We start from the raw sequence: 12,695 nt of genomic DNA on the forward strand, positions 1-12,695 counted from the left end.
GATGCACATGCTTTGGGCAGGAGCAGGCACCATGTTTCAACGCTTGAAACGGGCGGTGGCGCGGGATGACGGAAACGCGACGATCGAATTCGTCATCCTGTTTCCCGCGATCATGACGATCTTTCTTTCGGCCTTCGAAGTGTCGGTCTATCTCACCCGGGCGGTGTTGCTGGACCGCGCGCTCGATCTGAGCGTGCGCACGCTGCGGCTGGGCAATCTGGAGCCGGCGACGGCGGAGCAACTGAAGCGCGAGGTCTGCAACGACGCGCTGGTCTTCCCGAATTGCCTGAATTCGATGATGATCGAGCTGACGCCGATCTCCACCACCACCTGGGTGCTGCCGGCATCCGGTGTCACCTGTGTCGACCGCGACGCAGAAATCCAGCCGGCGGTGGCGTTCAACCCGGGCAGCGTGAACGACGTGATGCTGGTGCGCGCCTGCGCGATCGTCGACCCGTTCTTCGACACGACCAGGATGGTGGTCGAACTGCCGAAGGACCCGAGCGGCGGTGTGCAGCTGATCGCCTCGTCCACCTTCGTGAACGAACCGTAAGGAGGGGAGGGGAATGACGATATCTCACATGATCCGCCGGGCGCTGGCGCCCGTCTCTGCCGCCGCCCGCCGGTTTGGCCGCGACGAGCGCGCCAGCATGTCGGTCGAGGCCGTGCTGGTGGCGCCGATGCTGTTCTGGGCCTTTCTGGCGACCTACGCCTATTTCGACGTCTATCGCGTGAAGAACCTTGCGCTGAAAGCGAACTACGCCGTGTCGGATCTGCTCTCGCGTGAGCTCAACACGATCGACATGGATTACATCACCGGCGCGCGCAACCTCTACCGCTACCTGACCCGGGCCGACGATACATCCTGGATCCGGGTGACGGTGGTGCATTGCAGCTTGAATTGCGCCGTCTCGCCGGATGCGACGGATGAGGACCGCGAGCTTTCGGTGGACTGGTCGCGCGGGACAGACGACCAGCCGGCCATTTCGGACGAGAACCTGATGATCTACTACGACGACATCATTCCGATGATCGCCTCGGGCGAGCGGGTGATCATCGTCGAGACCACGATGGACTACCAGCCTGTCTTCGCCCCTGAACTGACCGGAATCGGCGATCAGACCTTCCGTGATGTCGTGATGACGCGGCCGCGTTTTGCCCCGCAGCTCTGCTTCGACGGGATCGGCTGCGGCGCGAGCTGAGGGCCGGCGGCGCTTTGTGCGCCGCCGCACAAGTCTTGCGCCGTTGCTGAGATTGCCGTGCACGGCCCCAGCGCCTACCTTTCAGCGATGAAAGGAGACGGCTATGTCACTTCGTCCCGTTGTTTCGACCAATCAGGCGGTGCCTACGATGGAGGGCGCCGGTGTAAAACTGCATCGCGGCTTCGGCTTTCACGATCCGCGTGAATACGATCCGTTTTTGCTGTTCGACGATTTCCGCGGCGATGCGCCGGAGGATTACATCCGCGGCTTTCCGTGGCACCCGCACCGGGGGATCGAGACGATCACCTATGTGCTGGAAGGCACGGTGGAGCATGGCGACAGCCTCGGCAACCGCGGCACGCTCGGTGCGGGCGATGTGCAATGGATGACGGCGGGGGCCGGCATCATGCACCAGGAAATGCCCACCGGAAACGCCGCCGGCCAGATGCACGGCTTCCAGCTCTGGGCCAACCTGCCATCGAGCCTGAAGATGACCGCGCCCCGCTATCAGGACATCAAGGGCAGCGACATTCCGGTGGAGGTCGATGACGACGGCACCGCCGTGCGGGTGATCGTCGGCAGTTTCTGGGGCAAGTCGGGCCCGGTCGACGGCATCGCCGCCGATCCGCAATACCTTGATATCTCGATCCCGCCGGGGGTGAAGAAGACCTTGAGGGTCGATACCTACAAGAGCACCTTTGCCTATGTCTTCGCCGGTGCCGCCGCCTTTACCGATGCGAGCGCCCCCGAGGGCGTGCTGCTGGAGAAGGAGTTGCGCGGCCAGGAGGTGAATATCCGCGACCTCTCGGGCAACCGCACCGTGGTGCGCTTCGGCGCGGGTGAGGAGATCAATGTGCAGGCGGGCGAGGAGGGCGTGCGCTTTCTGCTCGTCTCCGGCGCGCCGATCCGCGAGCCGGTGGCCTGGCACGGGCCGATCGTGATGAACACCCGCGAGGAGATTCTGCAGGCGGTCACCGATCTGAAGAACGGCACGTTCATCCGCCCGGCGCATTGAGCGGAGAGGCCGGGGGATTTCGCATCCCCCGGACCCCCTGCGGAGTATTTTGCAAGGATGAAGGGGCGGGCGGCTCAGCCTTTGAGCCGCGCCGCGTGCCAGCCGAGATGGTCTGCCATGAAGCTGGAGATGAAGTAATAGGAGTGGTCATACCCCTCCTGCATCCGCAGGGTGAGGTCGATCCCGGCGGCGGCGCAGGCATCGGCGAGGCGTTGCGGGCGTAGTTGTTCGGCGAGGAACCCGTCCGCCGTGCCCTGATCGACGAGGATTTCGGGCAGGCGCGCGCCGGCTTCGATCAGCCCGCAGGCATCGTACTGGGCCCAGGCGGTGCGGTCGGGGCCGAGATAGCGGGCAAAGGCCTTCTCGCCCCAGGGCACCTCGGAGGGGGCCACGATGGGGGCGAAGGCCGAGACGGCGCGAAAGCGGCCGGGATTGCGCAGGCTCACGGTCAGCGCGCCGTGGCCGCCCATCGAATGGCCCATGATCGACTGGCGCGCCATGTCGGCGGGGAAGGCCTCGGCGATCAGCGCCGGCAGCTCGTCTTCGATATAGTGGCGCATCCGGTAATGGGCGCTAAAGGGGGCTTCGGTCGCGTCGAGGTAGAAGCCCGCGCCGAGGCCGAAATCGTAAGCGCCGTCGGGGTCGTCGGCCACGCCGTCGCCGCGCGGCGAGGTGTCGGGGGCGACGAAGATCAGCCCGTGTTCGGCGCAGGCGGCGCGGAACTCGCCCTTCTCGGTCACGTTCGCTTGCGTGCAGGTGAGGCCGGAGAGATACCAGACCACCGGCAGCTTTGCCCCCGGCGCATGGTCGGGCACGAAGACGGAAAACTCCATCTCTGTCCCGGTCGCGGCGGAGGCATGGCGGTAGACGCCCTGCACCCCGCCATGCGCCTTCGAGGCCGAGACCTGCGCAAGCGCCATCAGAACACCACCACGGAGCGGATCGACTCGCCGGCATGCATCAGGTCGAACCCCTTGTTGATCTCGTCGAGCGTGAGCACATGGGTGATCATCGGGTCGATCTCGATCTTGCCGTTCATATACCAGTCGACGATCTTCGGCACGTCGGTGCGCCCCTTGGCGCCGCCGAAGGCCGAGCCCTTCCAGACCCTTCCGGTGACGAGCTGGAACGGGCGGGTGGAAATCTCCTTGCCCGCCTCGGCCACGCCGATCACCGTCGACACGCCCCAGCCGCGGTGGCAAGCCTCAAGTGCGGTGCGCATCACGTCGGTATTGCCGGTGCAGTCGAAGGTGTAATCGGCGCCGCCATCGGTGAGGTCGACAAGATGGGCGACGAGATCGCCCTTCACCTTGAGCGGATTCACGAAATGCGTCATGCCGAAGCGCTCGCCCCAGCTCGCCTTGTCGTCGTTGATATCGACGCCGATGATCTTGTCGGCGCCGACCATGCGCGCGCCCTGGATCACGTTGAGGCCGATGCCGCCGAGGCCGAAGACGATGACGTTGGAGCCGACCTCGACCTGCGCGGTATTGGTCACCGCGCCGACCCCGGTGGTCACGCCGCAGCCGATATAGCAGGCTTTGTCGAAAGGCGCGTCGTCGCGGATTTTGGCAACGGCGATTTCGGGCAACACGGTGAAGTTCGAGAAGGTGGAACAGCCCATGTAGTGATAGATCGTCTCGCCTTTGTAGGAGAAGCGCGAGGTGCCATCGGGCATCACGCCCTTGCCCTGGGTGGCGCGGATCGAGGTGCAGAGGTTGGTCTTGCCGGAGGTGCAGCTTTTGCATTCGCGGCATTCGGGCGTGTAGAGCGGGATGACGTGATCGCCGGGCTTGATGCTTTTCACGCCGGGGCCGACCTCGCGCACGATGCCCGCGCCCTCATGGCCGAGGATCGAGGGGAAGATACCCTCGCTGTCGAGCCCGTCGAGCGTATAGGCGTCGGTGTGGCAGATGCCGGTGGCCATGATCTCGACCAGCACTTCGCCCTCCTTCGGGCCTTCGAGGTCAAGCTCAACGATTTCAAGCGGTTGTTTCGCCTCGAAAGCGATTGCGGCACGGGTTTTCATCGGGCATCTCCCTGGTAACTGAATTCGGGGCAAGATACGCGGGCCTGCGACAATCTGTCCAACGAAACCCTAGCGGTGTGTGAGAAAAAGCTGCGCGCTTTCGGCATGGAAGCGGTCGCGCACGGGGGCGCGTTCCATCATGATCTCGTGCTCCGCGCCCTCGATCAGCTCAAGCCGCCCGCCGGGCCAGCGGCGCATCAGACGCTTGACCGGGCCGGGTTCGACGATCCGTTCGCCGGTGCCGAGGAAGGTGAGCGCGGGCAGGTTCGGCGGCGCGAGGCGCCTCAGCGCGCGGGTTTCGAAGAGTGCCGCGCGCAGCCAGCGGATGGTGGGGCCGCCAAGGGTGAGATCGGGGTAGGTGTCGAGCTGGGCGCGCATGAAATCCCACATCGCGCGGTCGGTGGTGAGATCGTTGCCCTCGAACGGATCGGCGTAGAGCGCGTGGTCGAGATCGGTGCGCGGGGTGAGCTTGCGGCCGATCGGGGGCAGGGGGGCGGCCAGAGCACTCAGCCAGGCAAGCGGGCGCTCCCACGTCTCCATCTGCATCCCCCACATCGGGGCCGAGAAGGCGACGGCGCGCACATCGAGCCCTTCATGCAGCGCGCGCAGGCCGATGCAGCCGCCCATCGAATGGGCGACGAGAAACCGGGGGCGGGGCAGATCGAGCGCGCGGGCCAGATCGAGCGCGGCGGCAAGGTCGGTCTGGTATTCGGCAAAGTCGATCACATGGCCAAGGCGCCGGTCTTCCATCGCGCGCGCGGTCAGCCCTTGTCCGCGCCAGTCGAGCGTGAGGGTGGCGAAGCCCTGCGAGGCATAGGCGCGCGCGGAGGGGCCGTATTTTTCGATATATTCGGTGCGGCCGGGAAACAGCAGCACCGTGCCCTGCGTCGCGATGCCCTCGGGCACCGGCCAGACGGCGACGCGGATGCGCATGCCGTCGCGCGTGTTGCACCACCAGGCTTGGCCGCCCGGCGGTGCATCGGCCACGTCCTCGTAATAGGGCGCGGCCTCCATGGTCAGGCGAGCAGGCCGCCGAGGCGCATCGCCGCGCCCATGTCGCCGTCCACCGAGAGTTTGCCCGACATGAAGGCGGCGGTGGGGTTCAGATCGCCGCCGAGCATGGATTCGAACACGTCCGGCGAGGCGGTCAGGGTCACGTCGGCCTCGTCGTCGCCCGCGCGGGCGCCGGCGCCGTCGACCATGATCGCGCCGACACCGTCGAGCACGAATTTCGCCACGGCGTCGAAACCGCTGCCGCCAAGTTTTTCGTTCAGCGCGGCAACCGCCGCTTCGATTACATCGCTCATCTCAGGCTCCCTTGCGAGATCATCGGGTTCGGCGCGACCTTAACGTCTGGCGCGGCGGCGCGGAACCGCAATTGCGGAAAGTGACGCAAGGATATCGCCCACGCGAAGGTGATGGGCAAACCGGGGGTGCTTGCGCTAGGCTCGGCGCATGGCACGGTTTGCAGTTCTCTTCGCGGTCTTTCTCGGCCTCGCCGCCCCGGCGCTGGCTGAGGATGGCGACGAGCTGGACCGGCTGTTCGAGGCGCTTCGTGGCGACGAGACGGGCGATGCGGCCCACTGGGCGCGGATCGAGGACCGGATCTGGGATCTGTGGTCGCGCTCCGGGTCAGCGGCGATGGATTATCTCTTGGAGCGCGGGCGCGAGGCGCTGGCCGCCGACCAGTTCGATGCCGCCATCGAGCATCTGACCGCGCTGGTGGACAATGCGCCCGACTTCGCCGAGGGCTACAATGCGCGGGCGACCGCCTATTATCAGGCCGGGCTGGTCGGCCCGGCCATGGCCGATATCGCCAGGGTGCTCACGCTGGAGCCGCGCCATTTCGGGGCGCTGACCGGGCTTGGTCTGATCCTTGAGGAAACCGGCGATGCCGAGGGCGCAGTGCGTGCCTATGGGGCCGCGCTTGCTATACATCCCCACCAGCCCGATCTAAGAGAGGCGATGGAACGCCTTGATGAAGAGCTTCAGGGCGAAACGATCTGACCTCGGGCAGGAGGCGGCATGTCGCGGATCACCGCGGTTCTGGGCCCCACGAATACGGGCAAGACCCACTATGCCATAGAGCGGATGCTCGGCTACCGCAGCGGCGTGATCGGCCTGCCGCTGCGGCTATTGGCGCGCGAGGTCTATGACCGGATCGTTGAGGTGCGGGGGCCGGGCGTGGTGGCGCTGGTCACCGGCGAAGAGCGGATCGTGCCCGACCGGGTGCAATACTGGGTCTGCACCGTCGAGGCGATGCCGGAGGGGCTGGGCACCGATTTTCTGGCCGTCGACGAGATCCAGCTTTGCGCCGATCCCGAGCGCGGGCATGTGTTCACCGACCGGCTGCTGAAAGCGCGCGGCACCCATGAGACGCTGTTTCTCGGCGCCGAGACGATGCGCGGGGCGATTGCCGCTTTGGTGCCGGGGGCGCAGTTCATGCGGCGCGAGCGGTTCAGCGCGCTTGGCTATGCCGGATCGAAGAAGACGAGCCGGATGCCGCCACGTAGTGCTATCGTCGGGTTTTCAGTGGATAATCTCTATGCCATCGCCGAGTTGATGCGCCGTCAGAAGGGTGGCGTGGCGGTGGTGATGGGCGCGCTCAGCCCGCGCACCCGCAATGCGCAGGTGGCGATGTATCAAAACGGCGACGTGGATTACCTCGTTGCCACCGACGCGATCGGCATGGGGCTGAACCTCGACGTGAACCACGTCGCTTTTTCGGCGCTTTCTAAGTTCGACGGGCGGCGGATGCGGCGGCTCGCGCCCAACGAGCTGGCGCAGATCGCGGGCCGGGCGGGGCGCTATCGCTCGGATGGTACCTTTGGCGTGACGGGCGAGGCGCCGCCGCTGGAGGCGGAGGTGATCGCCGCCATCGAGGAGCACCGCTTTACGCCGCTCAAAAAGCTCAACTGGCGCAATTCCGATCTGACCTTCGGCACCGTCGATGCGCTGATCCGCACGCTTGAGCAGAGCCCTGACGACGAATGGCTGGTCAAGGCGCGCGAGGCCGATGACCTGATGGCGCTGAAGGCGCTGGCCGAAGATGACGTGATCCGCGCCCGCGCCTCCGACGGCCCCTCGGTGCGGCTCTTGTGGGATGTGTGCCGCATCCCCGATTTTCGTGGCATCAGCCATGCCGAACATGCAAGCCTGCTGGCGAAGATCTACAGCGATCTGCACGAGCACGGGCAGGTGCCCGAAGACTGGTTTGCCGGGCATGTGGCCCGGATCGACCGGCCGGCCGGCGATATTGACACGCTGTCGAAACGTTTGGCCTATATCCGGACGTGGACATATGTCGCGCAAAGGAATGGCTGGCTGGCCGATGTTGACCATTGGCGTGGCGAGACACGTGCGGTAGAAGACCGCCTGTCGGATGCGCTTCACGCCGCGCTGACGCAGAGATTTGTTGACCGGCGGACCAGCGTGCTGCTCCGGCGGTTGAAGCAGAAGGAGAGCCTTGTGGCCGAGGTGAACGACAAGGGCGAAGTGACGGTGGAAGGCGAAGCGCTGGGCCGTCTTGAAGGGTTTCGGTTCCGGCAGGATGCGTCGGCAAGTCCGGAAGAGGCCAAGACCCTGCGCGCCGCCGCGGTGAGCGCGCTGGCGCCGGAATTCTCGCTGCGCGCCGACCGGTTCTACAACGCGCCCGATACCGAGCTGGATTTCACCGAGCAGGGCGGGCTGATGTGGGGCGAACACGCAATCGGCAAGCTGGTGAAGGGCGACGATGCGCTCAAGCCGCGCGTCGAGGCCTTTGTCGACGAGGAGGCCGGCACCGAGGTGGCCGAGAAGGTGGCCCGCCGGCTGCAGCATTTCATCGACCGCAAGGTGGCCGCGCTGTTCGAGCCGCTTGTCACGATCCAGAAGGACGAGGGGCTGACCGGGCTGGCGCGCGGCTTCGGCTTCCAGCTTGTCGAGGCGATGGGGATCCTCCCGCGCGACAAGGTGGCGCAGGACGTGAAGGCGCTCGATCAGGATGCGCGCGGGCTCTTGCGCAAGCATGGCGTGCGCTTTGGCCAGTTCACCATTTTCCTGCCCGCGCTGCTCAAGCCCGCACCGACGCGGCTCAGGCTGGTGCTTTGGGGGCTGACGAGCGGCGCGGCGGAATTCGCCGAGGCGCCGCCGGCGGGGCTGGTGACGATCCCGGTCGTCGACGGGATCGACCACGAGGTCTATGCGCTGTCGGGCTATCGTCCCGCCGGCGCGCGGGCGATCCGCATCGACATGCTGGAGCGGCTGGCCGACCAGTTGCGCGCGCAGGACAGCCGGGGCGGCTTCGAGGCCAACCCCGACATGCTGTCGATCACCGGCATGACGCTGGAGCAATTCGCCGATCTGATGCAGGGCCTTGGCTACAAGGCCGACCGGGGCGAGCGCGCCAAGACCAAGCCTGCCGATCACGATGCCGGTTCCACCGGCTATTCGGAAGCCGAGGCCCAGCCCTGGGCCGACCGTCCGCCGGAGCCGCATCCGGGCGAACATGGCGTGAGCGAGGTCGAGGCGATCCCCGAGGCCGATGGTGCAGGCCATTCCAAACATCTGCATGTCGACCATCTGGAAGGCTCCGGCTTTTCCTCGGTCGAGGCGCAGCCGGATGTGGACGACGATGACGAAACCGAGCCGCATCCCGGCGCGCAGGGCGTCAGCGAGGCCGAGACCAATATCGGGCCGGGCGACGGGCCGGAAGTATTTTTCACCTTCACCTGGGGCGGTTTTGGCATGCGCCAGGGCGGTGGCGGCGGTGGCCGGGGCGGCAAGCCGCGCGGCCAGCAGAGCGGCGGTGGCGCCAAGGGCGGCAAACCGCGCCGGCCCAAGGGCGGCCCGAAGGGCGGTGGCGGTAAGGCACAGAACTTCGAAGCCCGTCCGCCACGCAAGGAAAAGGCCATCGACCCCGACAACCCCTTCGCCGCGGCGCTGATGGGGCTGAAGGACAAGAAGTAGGTGGCGCAGGCTCCCGCCGAGCCGAAAACGCCGCGCGCCACGATGCGCGCCGACAAGTGGCTGTGGCATGCGCGTTTCTTCAAGACGCGGGGGCTGGCGGCCAAAGTGATCTCGGGCGGGCATCTGCGGGTGAATGCCGCGAAGGTGCACAAGCCGGCGCAATCGGTGGGGCCGGGCGATGTGCTGACCTTTCCGCAAGGCCGCCGCATCCGGGTGGTGAAGGTGCTGGGCCTGAGCGCGCGGCGCGGCCCGGCGTCAGAGGCGCAGACGCTTTACGAAGACCTCTCGCCGCCGTCCGATCCTGCCCCTGCCGCCCCGCGCTACGAGGGCAAGGGCAGGCCGAGTGGGAAAGATCGTCGCAACGCCCGGCTTTTTGATCCCTCTCAGCTTGAATGATCCGGTCAAGCCGGTTAGCTAAACTTGAGTCAACGGCTTTCGGGGTGACCCATGACCTATATCGTCAACGACAAATGCATCGCCTGCAAATACACCGACTGCGTGGAAGTTTGCCCCGTGGATTGCTTCTACGAGGGCGAGAACATGTTGGTGATTCACCCGGACGAATGCATTGATTGCGGCGTCTGCGAGCCGGAATGCCCGGCGGACGCGATTCGCCCCGATACCGAGCCGGAAGCCGCCGCCTGGGTCGAGTTCAACCGCAAATATGCGGAGATGTGGCCGGTCATCGTGTCGAAGAAAGACCCGCTGCCCGAGGCCGAGGAGCGTGACGGCGAAGATGGTAAGCTGGAGAAGTACTTCTCCGAGAAAGCCGGCGGCTGAGGCGGAGCATGGTGCGGGGCCGGCGCCGAAACTGGCCGACAGACCGGAGCGGCGCTTGCCGCGCTGCAGCGGTGTTTTGATTCTCCGGTGATTCTGTGTTATATTCCATTCTCGGTATGGAACCGGAGGCCTGAGCGCGTTGGTTGGGGCTGCACCATTTGGCGCGCATAAACACTGGAAGATGAAAATGTATGAGTGGCAGGCCAGGCCCGCCACCGGTTTTTTCTGACGCCTGTGATCCTGGCTGTCCGGGAATTGCAAAAGGACAAATAAACATATGAGCAAGGCCAAAAAGCTGGATTTCCGCCCTAATGAGTTCGTCGTCTATCCTGCGCATGGGGTGGGCAGGATCATCTCGATCGAGGAGCAGGAAATCGCAGGTCTTTCGCTTGAGCTGTTCGTGATCTCGTTCGAAAAAGACAAGATGACCCTGCGGGTGCCGACCAACAAGGCGACCGAGGTGGGGATGCGTGGGCTGTCGAGCCCCGATATCGTTTCGAAGGCGATGGACACGCTCAAGGGCAAGGCGCGGGTGAAGCGGGCCATGTGGTCGCGCCGTGCGCAGGAATACGAACAGAAGATCAACTCGGGCGATCTGATCTCGATCGCCGAAGTGGTGCGCGACCTTCACCGCAACGACGATCAGCGCGAGCAGAGCTATTCCGAGCGCCAGCTTTACGAAGCGGCGCTGGAGCGGCTGACGCGCGAAGTGGCTGCCGTGGCCGGTGGCGACGAGATTGCGGCGCAGAAGAAGGTCGATGACGTGCTGACCTCGCGCGCCGCCTGACCGGCCCCGGACAGGGATAGAAACCGCCGTCCTTTGGGACGGCGGTTTTCGTTTGAGCCGCGTTCCTGGCAGAGGTCCGGGCTACAGCGCCGAAGCGAGGGCCGCGAGTGCGGCGATCTCTCCAAGCTGCTGGCTTGCGCCGAGGATGTCGCCGGTCTGCCCGCCAATGCGGGCTCTGGCGAGTGCGGCAATGGCGATCCCGGCAAGCGCCACCCAGAACAGCGGCGCGAGCATCGCCCAGCCGACCGCGAGCAGGGCCAGCAGCGCGGCGAGAGCAACGGCGAGCGTGGCGGTGGCCTGATCGGGCGCGCCGACATGCGACGAAAGGCCGGAGCCGCGCGCATTGGGCAGGGCGGCGGCGAGCACCGCCATTGGCGCGCGCGACAGGGCGGCGGCGGCGATCAGCGGGGCAAAGAGCCAGCCCGCGCCAATGAGCGCGCTGAGTGCCGACCAGCGCAGCAGCAGCGACAGCCCGAGCGCCAGCACGCCATAGGAGCCGATATGACTGTCTTTCATGATGTCGAGCCGCCGGGCAGGATCATGGCCGCCCCAGAGCCCGTCGGCGCTGTCGGCAAGCCCGTCTTCATGCAACGCGCCGGTGGCGGCGATCTGTGCGGCGAGCACCAGCCCGGCGGCAACGCCCACCGGCACGCCGAAGGCGAGGGCGATCCAGCCGGCCAGACCGGCGATCAGGGCCACGGCCAGCCCGGCCAACGGCCAGGCCCAGGCGGCAGCGGCGCCGCGGGGCGGGCCGGCGCGGACTGGCAGGCGGGTGAGCAGGGCGAGGGCTTCGGCGATGTCGCCGGGGCGGGCGAGGTCGGGTTTCGGGTCTGACATGGCGGTTTCCGGTTTTGCCTTTCCGTCTCATTCGGTAATGGGGACGGACGGTTGGTTCAACAGGAGACATGTGATGGCGCAGGCCCCGTTTTCGACCATTGAGGCGTTTCGCGCGCTTCTGAGCGATGCGCCCGGCGCGGACGAGGCGGCACGGGCCGGGGCGGCGGCGCGCAATGGTCAGCTGACCAAGCCACCGGGGGCGCTGGGGCGGCTGGAAGATCTGGCGATCTGGTATGCGGGCTGGCGTGGTGACGCGCGGCCGCAGATTGATGCGCCGCAGGTCATTGTTTTTGCTGGCAATCATGGCGTGACCGCGCGCGGGGTTTCGGCCTTTCCCGCCGAGGTGACGGTGCAGATGGTGGCGAATTTCAACGCCGGGGGGGCGGCGATCAACCAACTGGCCAAGGCGTTCGGCGCGACGATGGATGTGGTGGCGCTGGAGCTTGACCGGCCGACGGCGGATTTTACCCAAGGTGCGGCGATGAGTGAGGCGGAGCTGGTGGCGGCGCTCGCCGCGGGCTGGGTGGCGGTCGATCCGCGCGCCGATCTGCTGGTGACCGGCGAGATGGGCATCGGCAACACCACCTCCGCTGCCGCGCTGGCCCATGCGCTGTTTGGCGGTGCGCCGGAGGATTGGGTGGGCCGCGGCACCGGGGTGGACGATACCGGGCTTGCGCTGAAGGCGGGTGTGGTGGCCGAGGGGCTTGCCGCCAATCCGGGTGCAGTGGGTGACCCGCTGGAGGCGTTGCGCTGCCTTGGCGGGCGAGAACTGGCGGCGATGGCGGGGGCGATTGCCCGCGCCCGCATCGAGCGGATTCCGGTGATCCTGGATGGGTTCATCTGCAGCACGGCGGCCGCCACGCTGGAGCGGGCGGTGCCGGGGGCGCTGGATCATGCGGTGGCCGGACATGTCTCGCAAGAGCCGGGCCATGGGCGGGTGCTGGGCGCGCTCGGCAAGGCGCCGCTTCTGTCGCTGGGGATGCGGCTGGGCGAGGGCTCGGGCGCGGCGCTGGCGATCGGTGTGCTCAGGGGCGCGGTCGCCTGCCATTCCGGCATGGCGACCTTCGCGGAAGCGGGCGTGTCGGACGGTTGAAACGC

At 66.5% G+C, this 12,695-nt stretch carries 14 protein-coding genes; 9 read left to right on the top strand and 5 right to left on the bottom strand.

The annotated features are described in order from the left end of the window. The first annotated feature begins 31 nt into the window (after window positions 1-31). From QMG28_RS13015 to QMG28_RS13025, 3 genes are all read left to right on the top strand, one after another. Window positions 32-553, top strand: a complete 522-nt coding sequence (locus QMG28_RS13015) for a TadE/TadG family type IV pilus assembly protein (RefSeq protein ID WP_281842742.1) — start codon at window positions 32-34, stop codon at window positions 551-553. A 13-nt stretch (window positions 554-566) separates the two neighbouring features. Beyond that, the gene (locus tag QMG28_RS13020) at window positions 567-1,202 is read left to right on the top strand and encodes a TadE/TadG family type IV pilus assembly protein (RefSeq protein WP_281842743.1); all 636 of its coding nucleotides are present in this window, start codon (window positions 567-569) and stop codon (window positions 1,200-1,202) included. 103 nt (window positions 1,203-1,305) lie between these two features. After that, on the top strand, window positions 1,306-2,217 hold the full coding sequence (locus QMG28_RS13025) for a pirin family protein (RefSeq protein ID WP_281842744.1): 912 nt from the start codon (window positions 1,306-1,308) through the stop codon (window positions 2,215-2,217). Window positions 2,218-2,291: 74 nt separating this feature from the next. Here the strand turns inward: QMG28_RS13025 and fghA are convergent, their stop codons facing one another. The 4 genes from fghA to QMG28_RS13045 all read right to left on the bottom strand — a co-directional run bounded on the left by fghA (window position 2,292) and on the right by QMG28_RS13045 (window position 5,553). Next, window positions 2,292-3,137 (bottom strand): S-formylglutathione hydrolase, encoded by an 846-nt coding sequence (fghA, locus tag QMG28_RS13030; protein WP_281842745.1) that lies wholly within the window; start codon window positions 3,135-3,137, stop codon window positions 2,292-2,294. Next, a complete protein-coding gene (locus QMG28_RS13035) occupies window positions 3,137-4,246 on the bottom strand; it encodes an S-(hydroxymethyl)glutathione dehydrogenase/class III alcohol dehydrogenase (protein ID WP_281842746.1) in 1,110 nt (369 codons plus the stop codon). The genes fghA and QMG28_RS13035 overlap by 1 nt, the downstream gene beginning before the upstream one ends. Window positions 4,247-4,315: 69 nt before the next feature. Further along, entirely contained in the window at window positions 4,316-5,260 is a 945-nt protein-coding gene (locus QMG28_RS13040; protein WP_281842747.1) for an alpha/beta fold hydrolase, read from the bottom strand. A 2-nt stretch (window positions 5,261-5,262) separates the two neighbouring features. Then, a complete protein-coding gene (locus QMG28_RS13045) occupies window positions 5,263-5,553 on the bottom strand; it encodes an SCP2 sterol-binding domain-containing protein (RefSeq protein WP_281842748.1) in 291 nt (96 codons plus the stop codon). A 148-nt stretch (window positions 5,554-5,701) separates the two neighbouring features. Between QMG28_RS13045 and QMG28_RS13050 the strand changes: the two genes are divergently transcribed. The 5 genes from QMG28_RS13050 to QMG28_RS13070 all read left to right on the top strand — a co-directional run bounded on the left by QMG28_RS13050 (window position 5,702) and on the right by QMG28_RS13070 (window position 10,760). Further along, window positions 5,702-6,253 carry a tetratricopeptide repeat protein gene (locus tag QMG28_RS13050; RefSeq protein WP_281842749.1) on the top strand — a complete coding sequence of 184 codons (552 nt, stop codon included), beginning with the start codon at window positions 5,702-5,704 and terminating at the stop codon, window positions 6,251-6,253. An 18-nt stretch (window positions 6,254-6,271) separates the two neighbouring features. Continuing rightward, window positions 6,272-9,193 carry a helicase-related protein gene (locus QMG28_RS13055; RefSeq protein WP_281842750.1) on the top strand — a complete coding sequence of 974 codons (2,922 nt, stop codon included), beginning with the start codon at window positions 6,272-6,274 and terminating at the stop codon, window positions 9,191-9,193. Window positions 9,194-9,235: 42 nt separating this feature from the next. Continuing rightward, window positions 9,236-9,589 (top strand): RNA-binding S4 domain-containing protein, encoded by a 354-nt coding sequence (locus QMG28_RS13060; RefSeq protein ID WP_281842788.1) that lies wholly within the window; start codon window positions 9,236-9,238, stop codon window positions 9,587-9,589. A gap of 51 nt (window positions 9,590-9,640) precedes the next feature. Beyond that, a complete protein-coding gene (fdxA, locus tag QMG28_RS13065; protein WP_281842751.1) occupies window positions 9,641-9,973 on the top strand; it encodes a ferredoxin FdxA in 333 nt (110 codons plus the stop codon). 277 nt (window positions 9,974-10,250) lie between these two features. Beyond that, window positions 10,251-10,760, top strand: coding sequence for a CarD family transcriptional regulator (locus tag QMG28_RS13070; RefSeq protein ID WP_281842752.1), 510 nt, complete (start codon window positions 10,251-10,253; stop codon window positions 10,758-10,760). Window positions 10,761-10,841: 81 nt separating this feature from the next. Here QMG28_RS13070 and cobS read toward each other — a convergent pair whose 3' ends face one another. Further along, window positions 10,842-11,597, bottom strand: coding sequence for an adenosylcobinamide-GDP ribazoletransferase (cobS, locus tag QMG28_RS13075; protein ID WP_281842753.1), 756 nt, complete (start codon window positions 11,595-11,597; stop codon window positions 10,842-10,844). Between the two features lie 73 nt (window positions 11,598-11,670). On the opposite strand from cobS, the gene cobT reads away from it, so the two are divergent. Continuing rightward, window positions 11,671-12,690, top strand: a complete 1,020-nt coding sequence (gene cobT / locus QMG28_RS13080; RefSeq protein WP_281842754.1) for a nicotinate-nucleotide--dimethylbenzimidazole phosphoribosyltransferase — start codon at window positions 11,671-11,673, stop codon at window positions 12,688-12,690. The last annotated feature ends 5 nt before the right edge of the window (window positions 12,691-12,695 follow it).

It is taken from the genome of Sinisalibacter aestuarii (assembly GCF_027923545.1).
In the GTDB taxonomy this organism is placed as follows: domain Bacteria; phylum Pseudomonadota; class Alphaproteobacteria; order Rhodobacterales; family Rhodobacteraceae; genus Sinisalibacter; species Sinisalibacter aestuarii.

Excerpts from the sequence above, each read along its gene's own strand:
- QMG28_RS13015 (WP_281842742.1), top strand. The coding sequence starts at position 32 with ATGTTTCAACGCTTGAAACGGGCGGTGGCGCGGGATGACGGAAACGCG.
- QMG28_RS13020 (WP_281842743.1), top strand. The coding sequence starts at position 567 with ATGACGATATCTCACATGATCCGCCGGGCGCTGGCGCCCGTCTCTGCC.
- QMG28_RS13025 (WP_281842744.1), top strand. The coding sequence starts at position 1,306 with ATGTCACTTCGTCCCGTTGTTTCGACCAATCAGGCGGTGCCTACGATG.
- fghA (WP_281842745.1), bottom strand. The coding sequence starts at position 3,137 with ATGGCGCTTGCGCAGGTCTCGGCCTCGAAGGCGCATGGCGGGGTGCAG.
- QMG28_RS13035 (WP_281842746.1), bottom strand. The coding sequence starts at position 4,246 with ATGAAAACCCGTGCCGCAATCGCTTTCGAGGCGAAACAACCGCTTGAA.
- QMG28_RS13040 (WP_281842747.1), bottom strand. The coding sequence starts at position 5,260 with ATGGAGGCCGCGCCCTATTACGAGGACGTGGCCGATGCACCGCCGGGC.
- QMG28_RS13045 (WP_281842748.1), bottom strand. The coding sequence starts at position 5,553 with ATGAGCGATGTAATCGAAGCGGCGGTTGCCGCGCTGAACGAAAAACTT.
- QMG28_RS13050 (WP_281842749.1), top strand. The coding sequence starts at position 5,702 with ATGGCACGGTTTGCAGTTCTCTTCGCGGTCTTTCTCGGCCTCGCCGCC.
- QMG28_RS13055 (WP_281842750.1), top strand. The coding sequence starts at position 6,272 with ATGTCGCGGATCACCGCGGTTCTGGGCCCCACGAATACGGGCAAGACC.
- QMG28_RS13060 (WP_281842788.1), top strand. The coding sequence starts at position 9,236 with ATGCGCGCCGACAAGTGGCTGTGGCATGCGCGTTTCTTCAAGACGCGG.
- fdxA (WP_281842751.1), top strand. The coding sequence starts at position 9,641 with ATGACCTATATCGTCAACGACAAATGCATCGCCTGCAAATACACCGAC.
- QMG28_RS13070 (WP_281842752.1), top strand. The coding sequence starts at position 10,251 with ATGAGCAAGGCCAAAAAGCTGGATTTCCGCCCTAATGAGTTCGTCGTC.
- cobS (WP_281842753.1), bottom strand. The coding sequence starts at position 11,597 with ATGTCAGACCCGAAACCCGACCTCGCCCGCCCCGGCGACATCGCCGAA.
- cobT (WP_281842754.1), top strand. The coding sequence starts at position 11,671 with ATGGCGCAGGCCCCGTTTTCGACCATTGAGGCGTTTCGCGCGCTTCTG.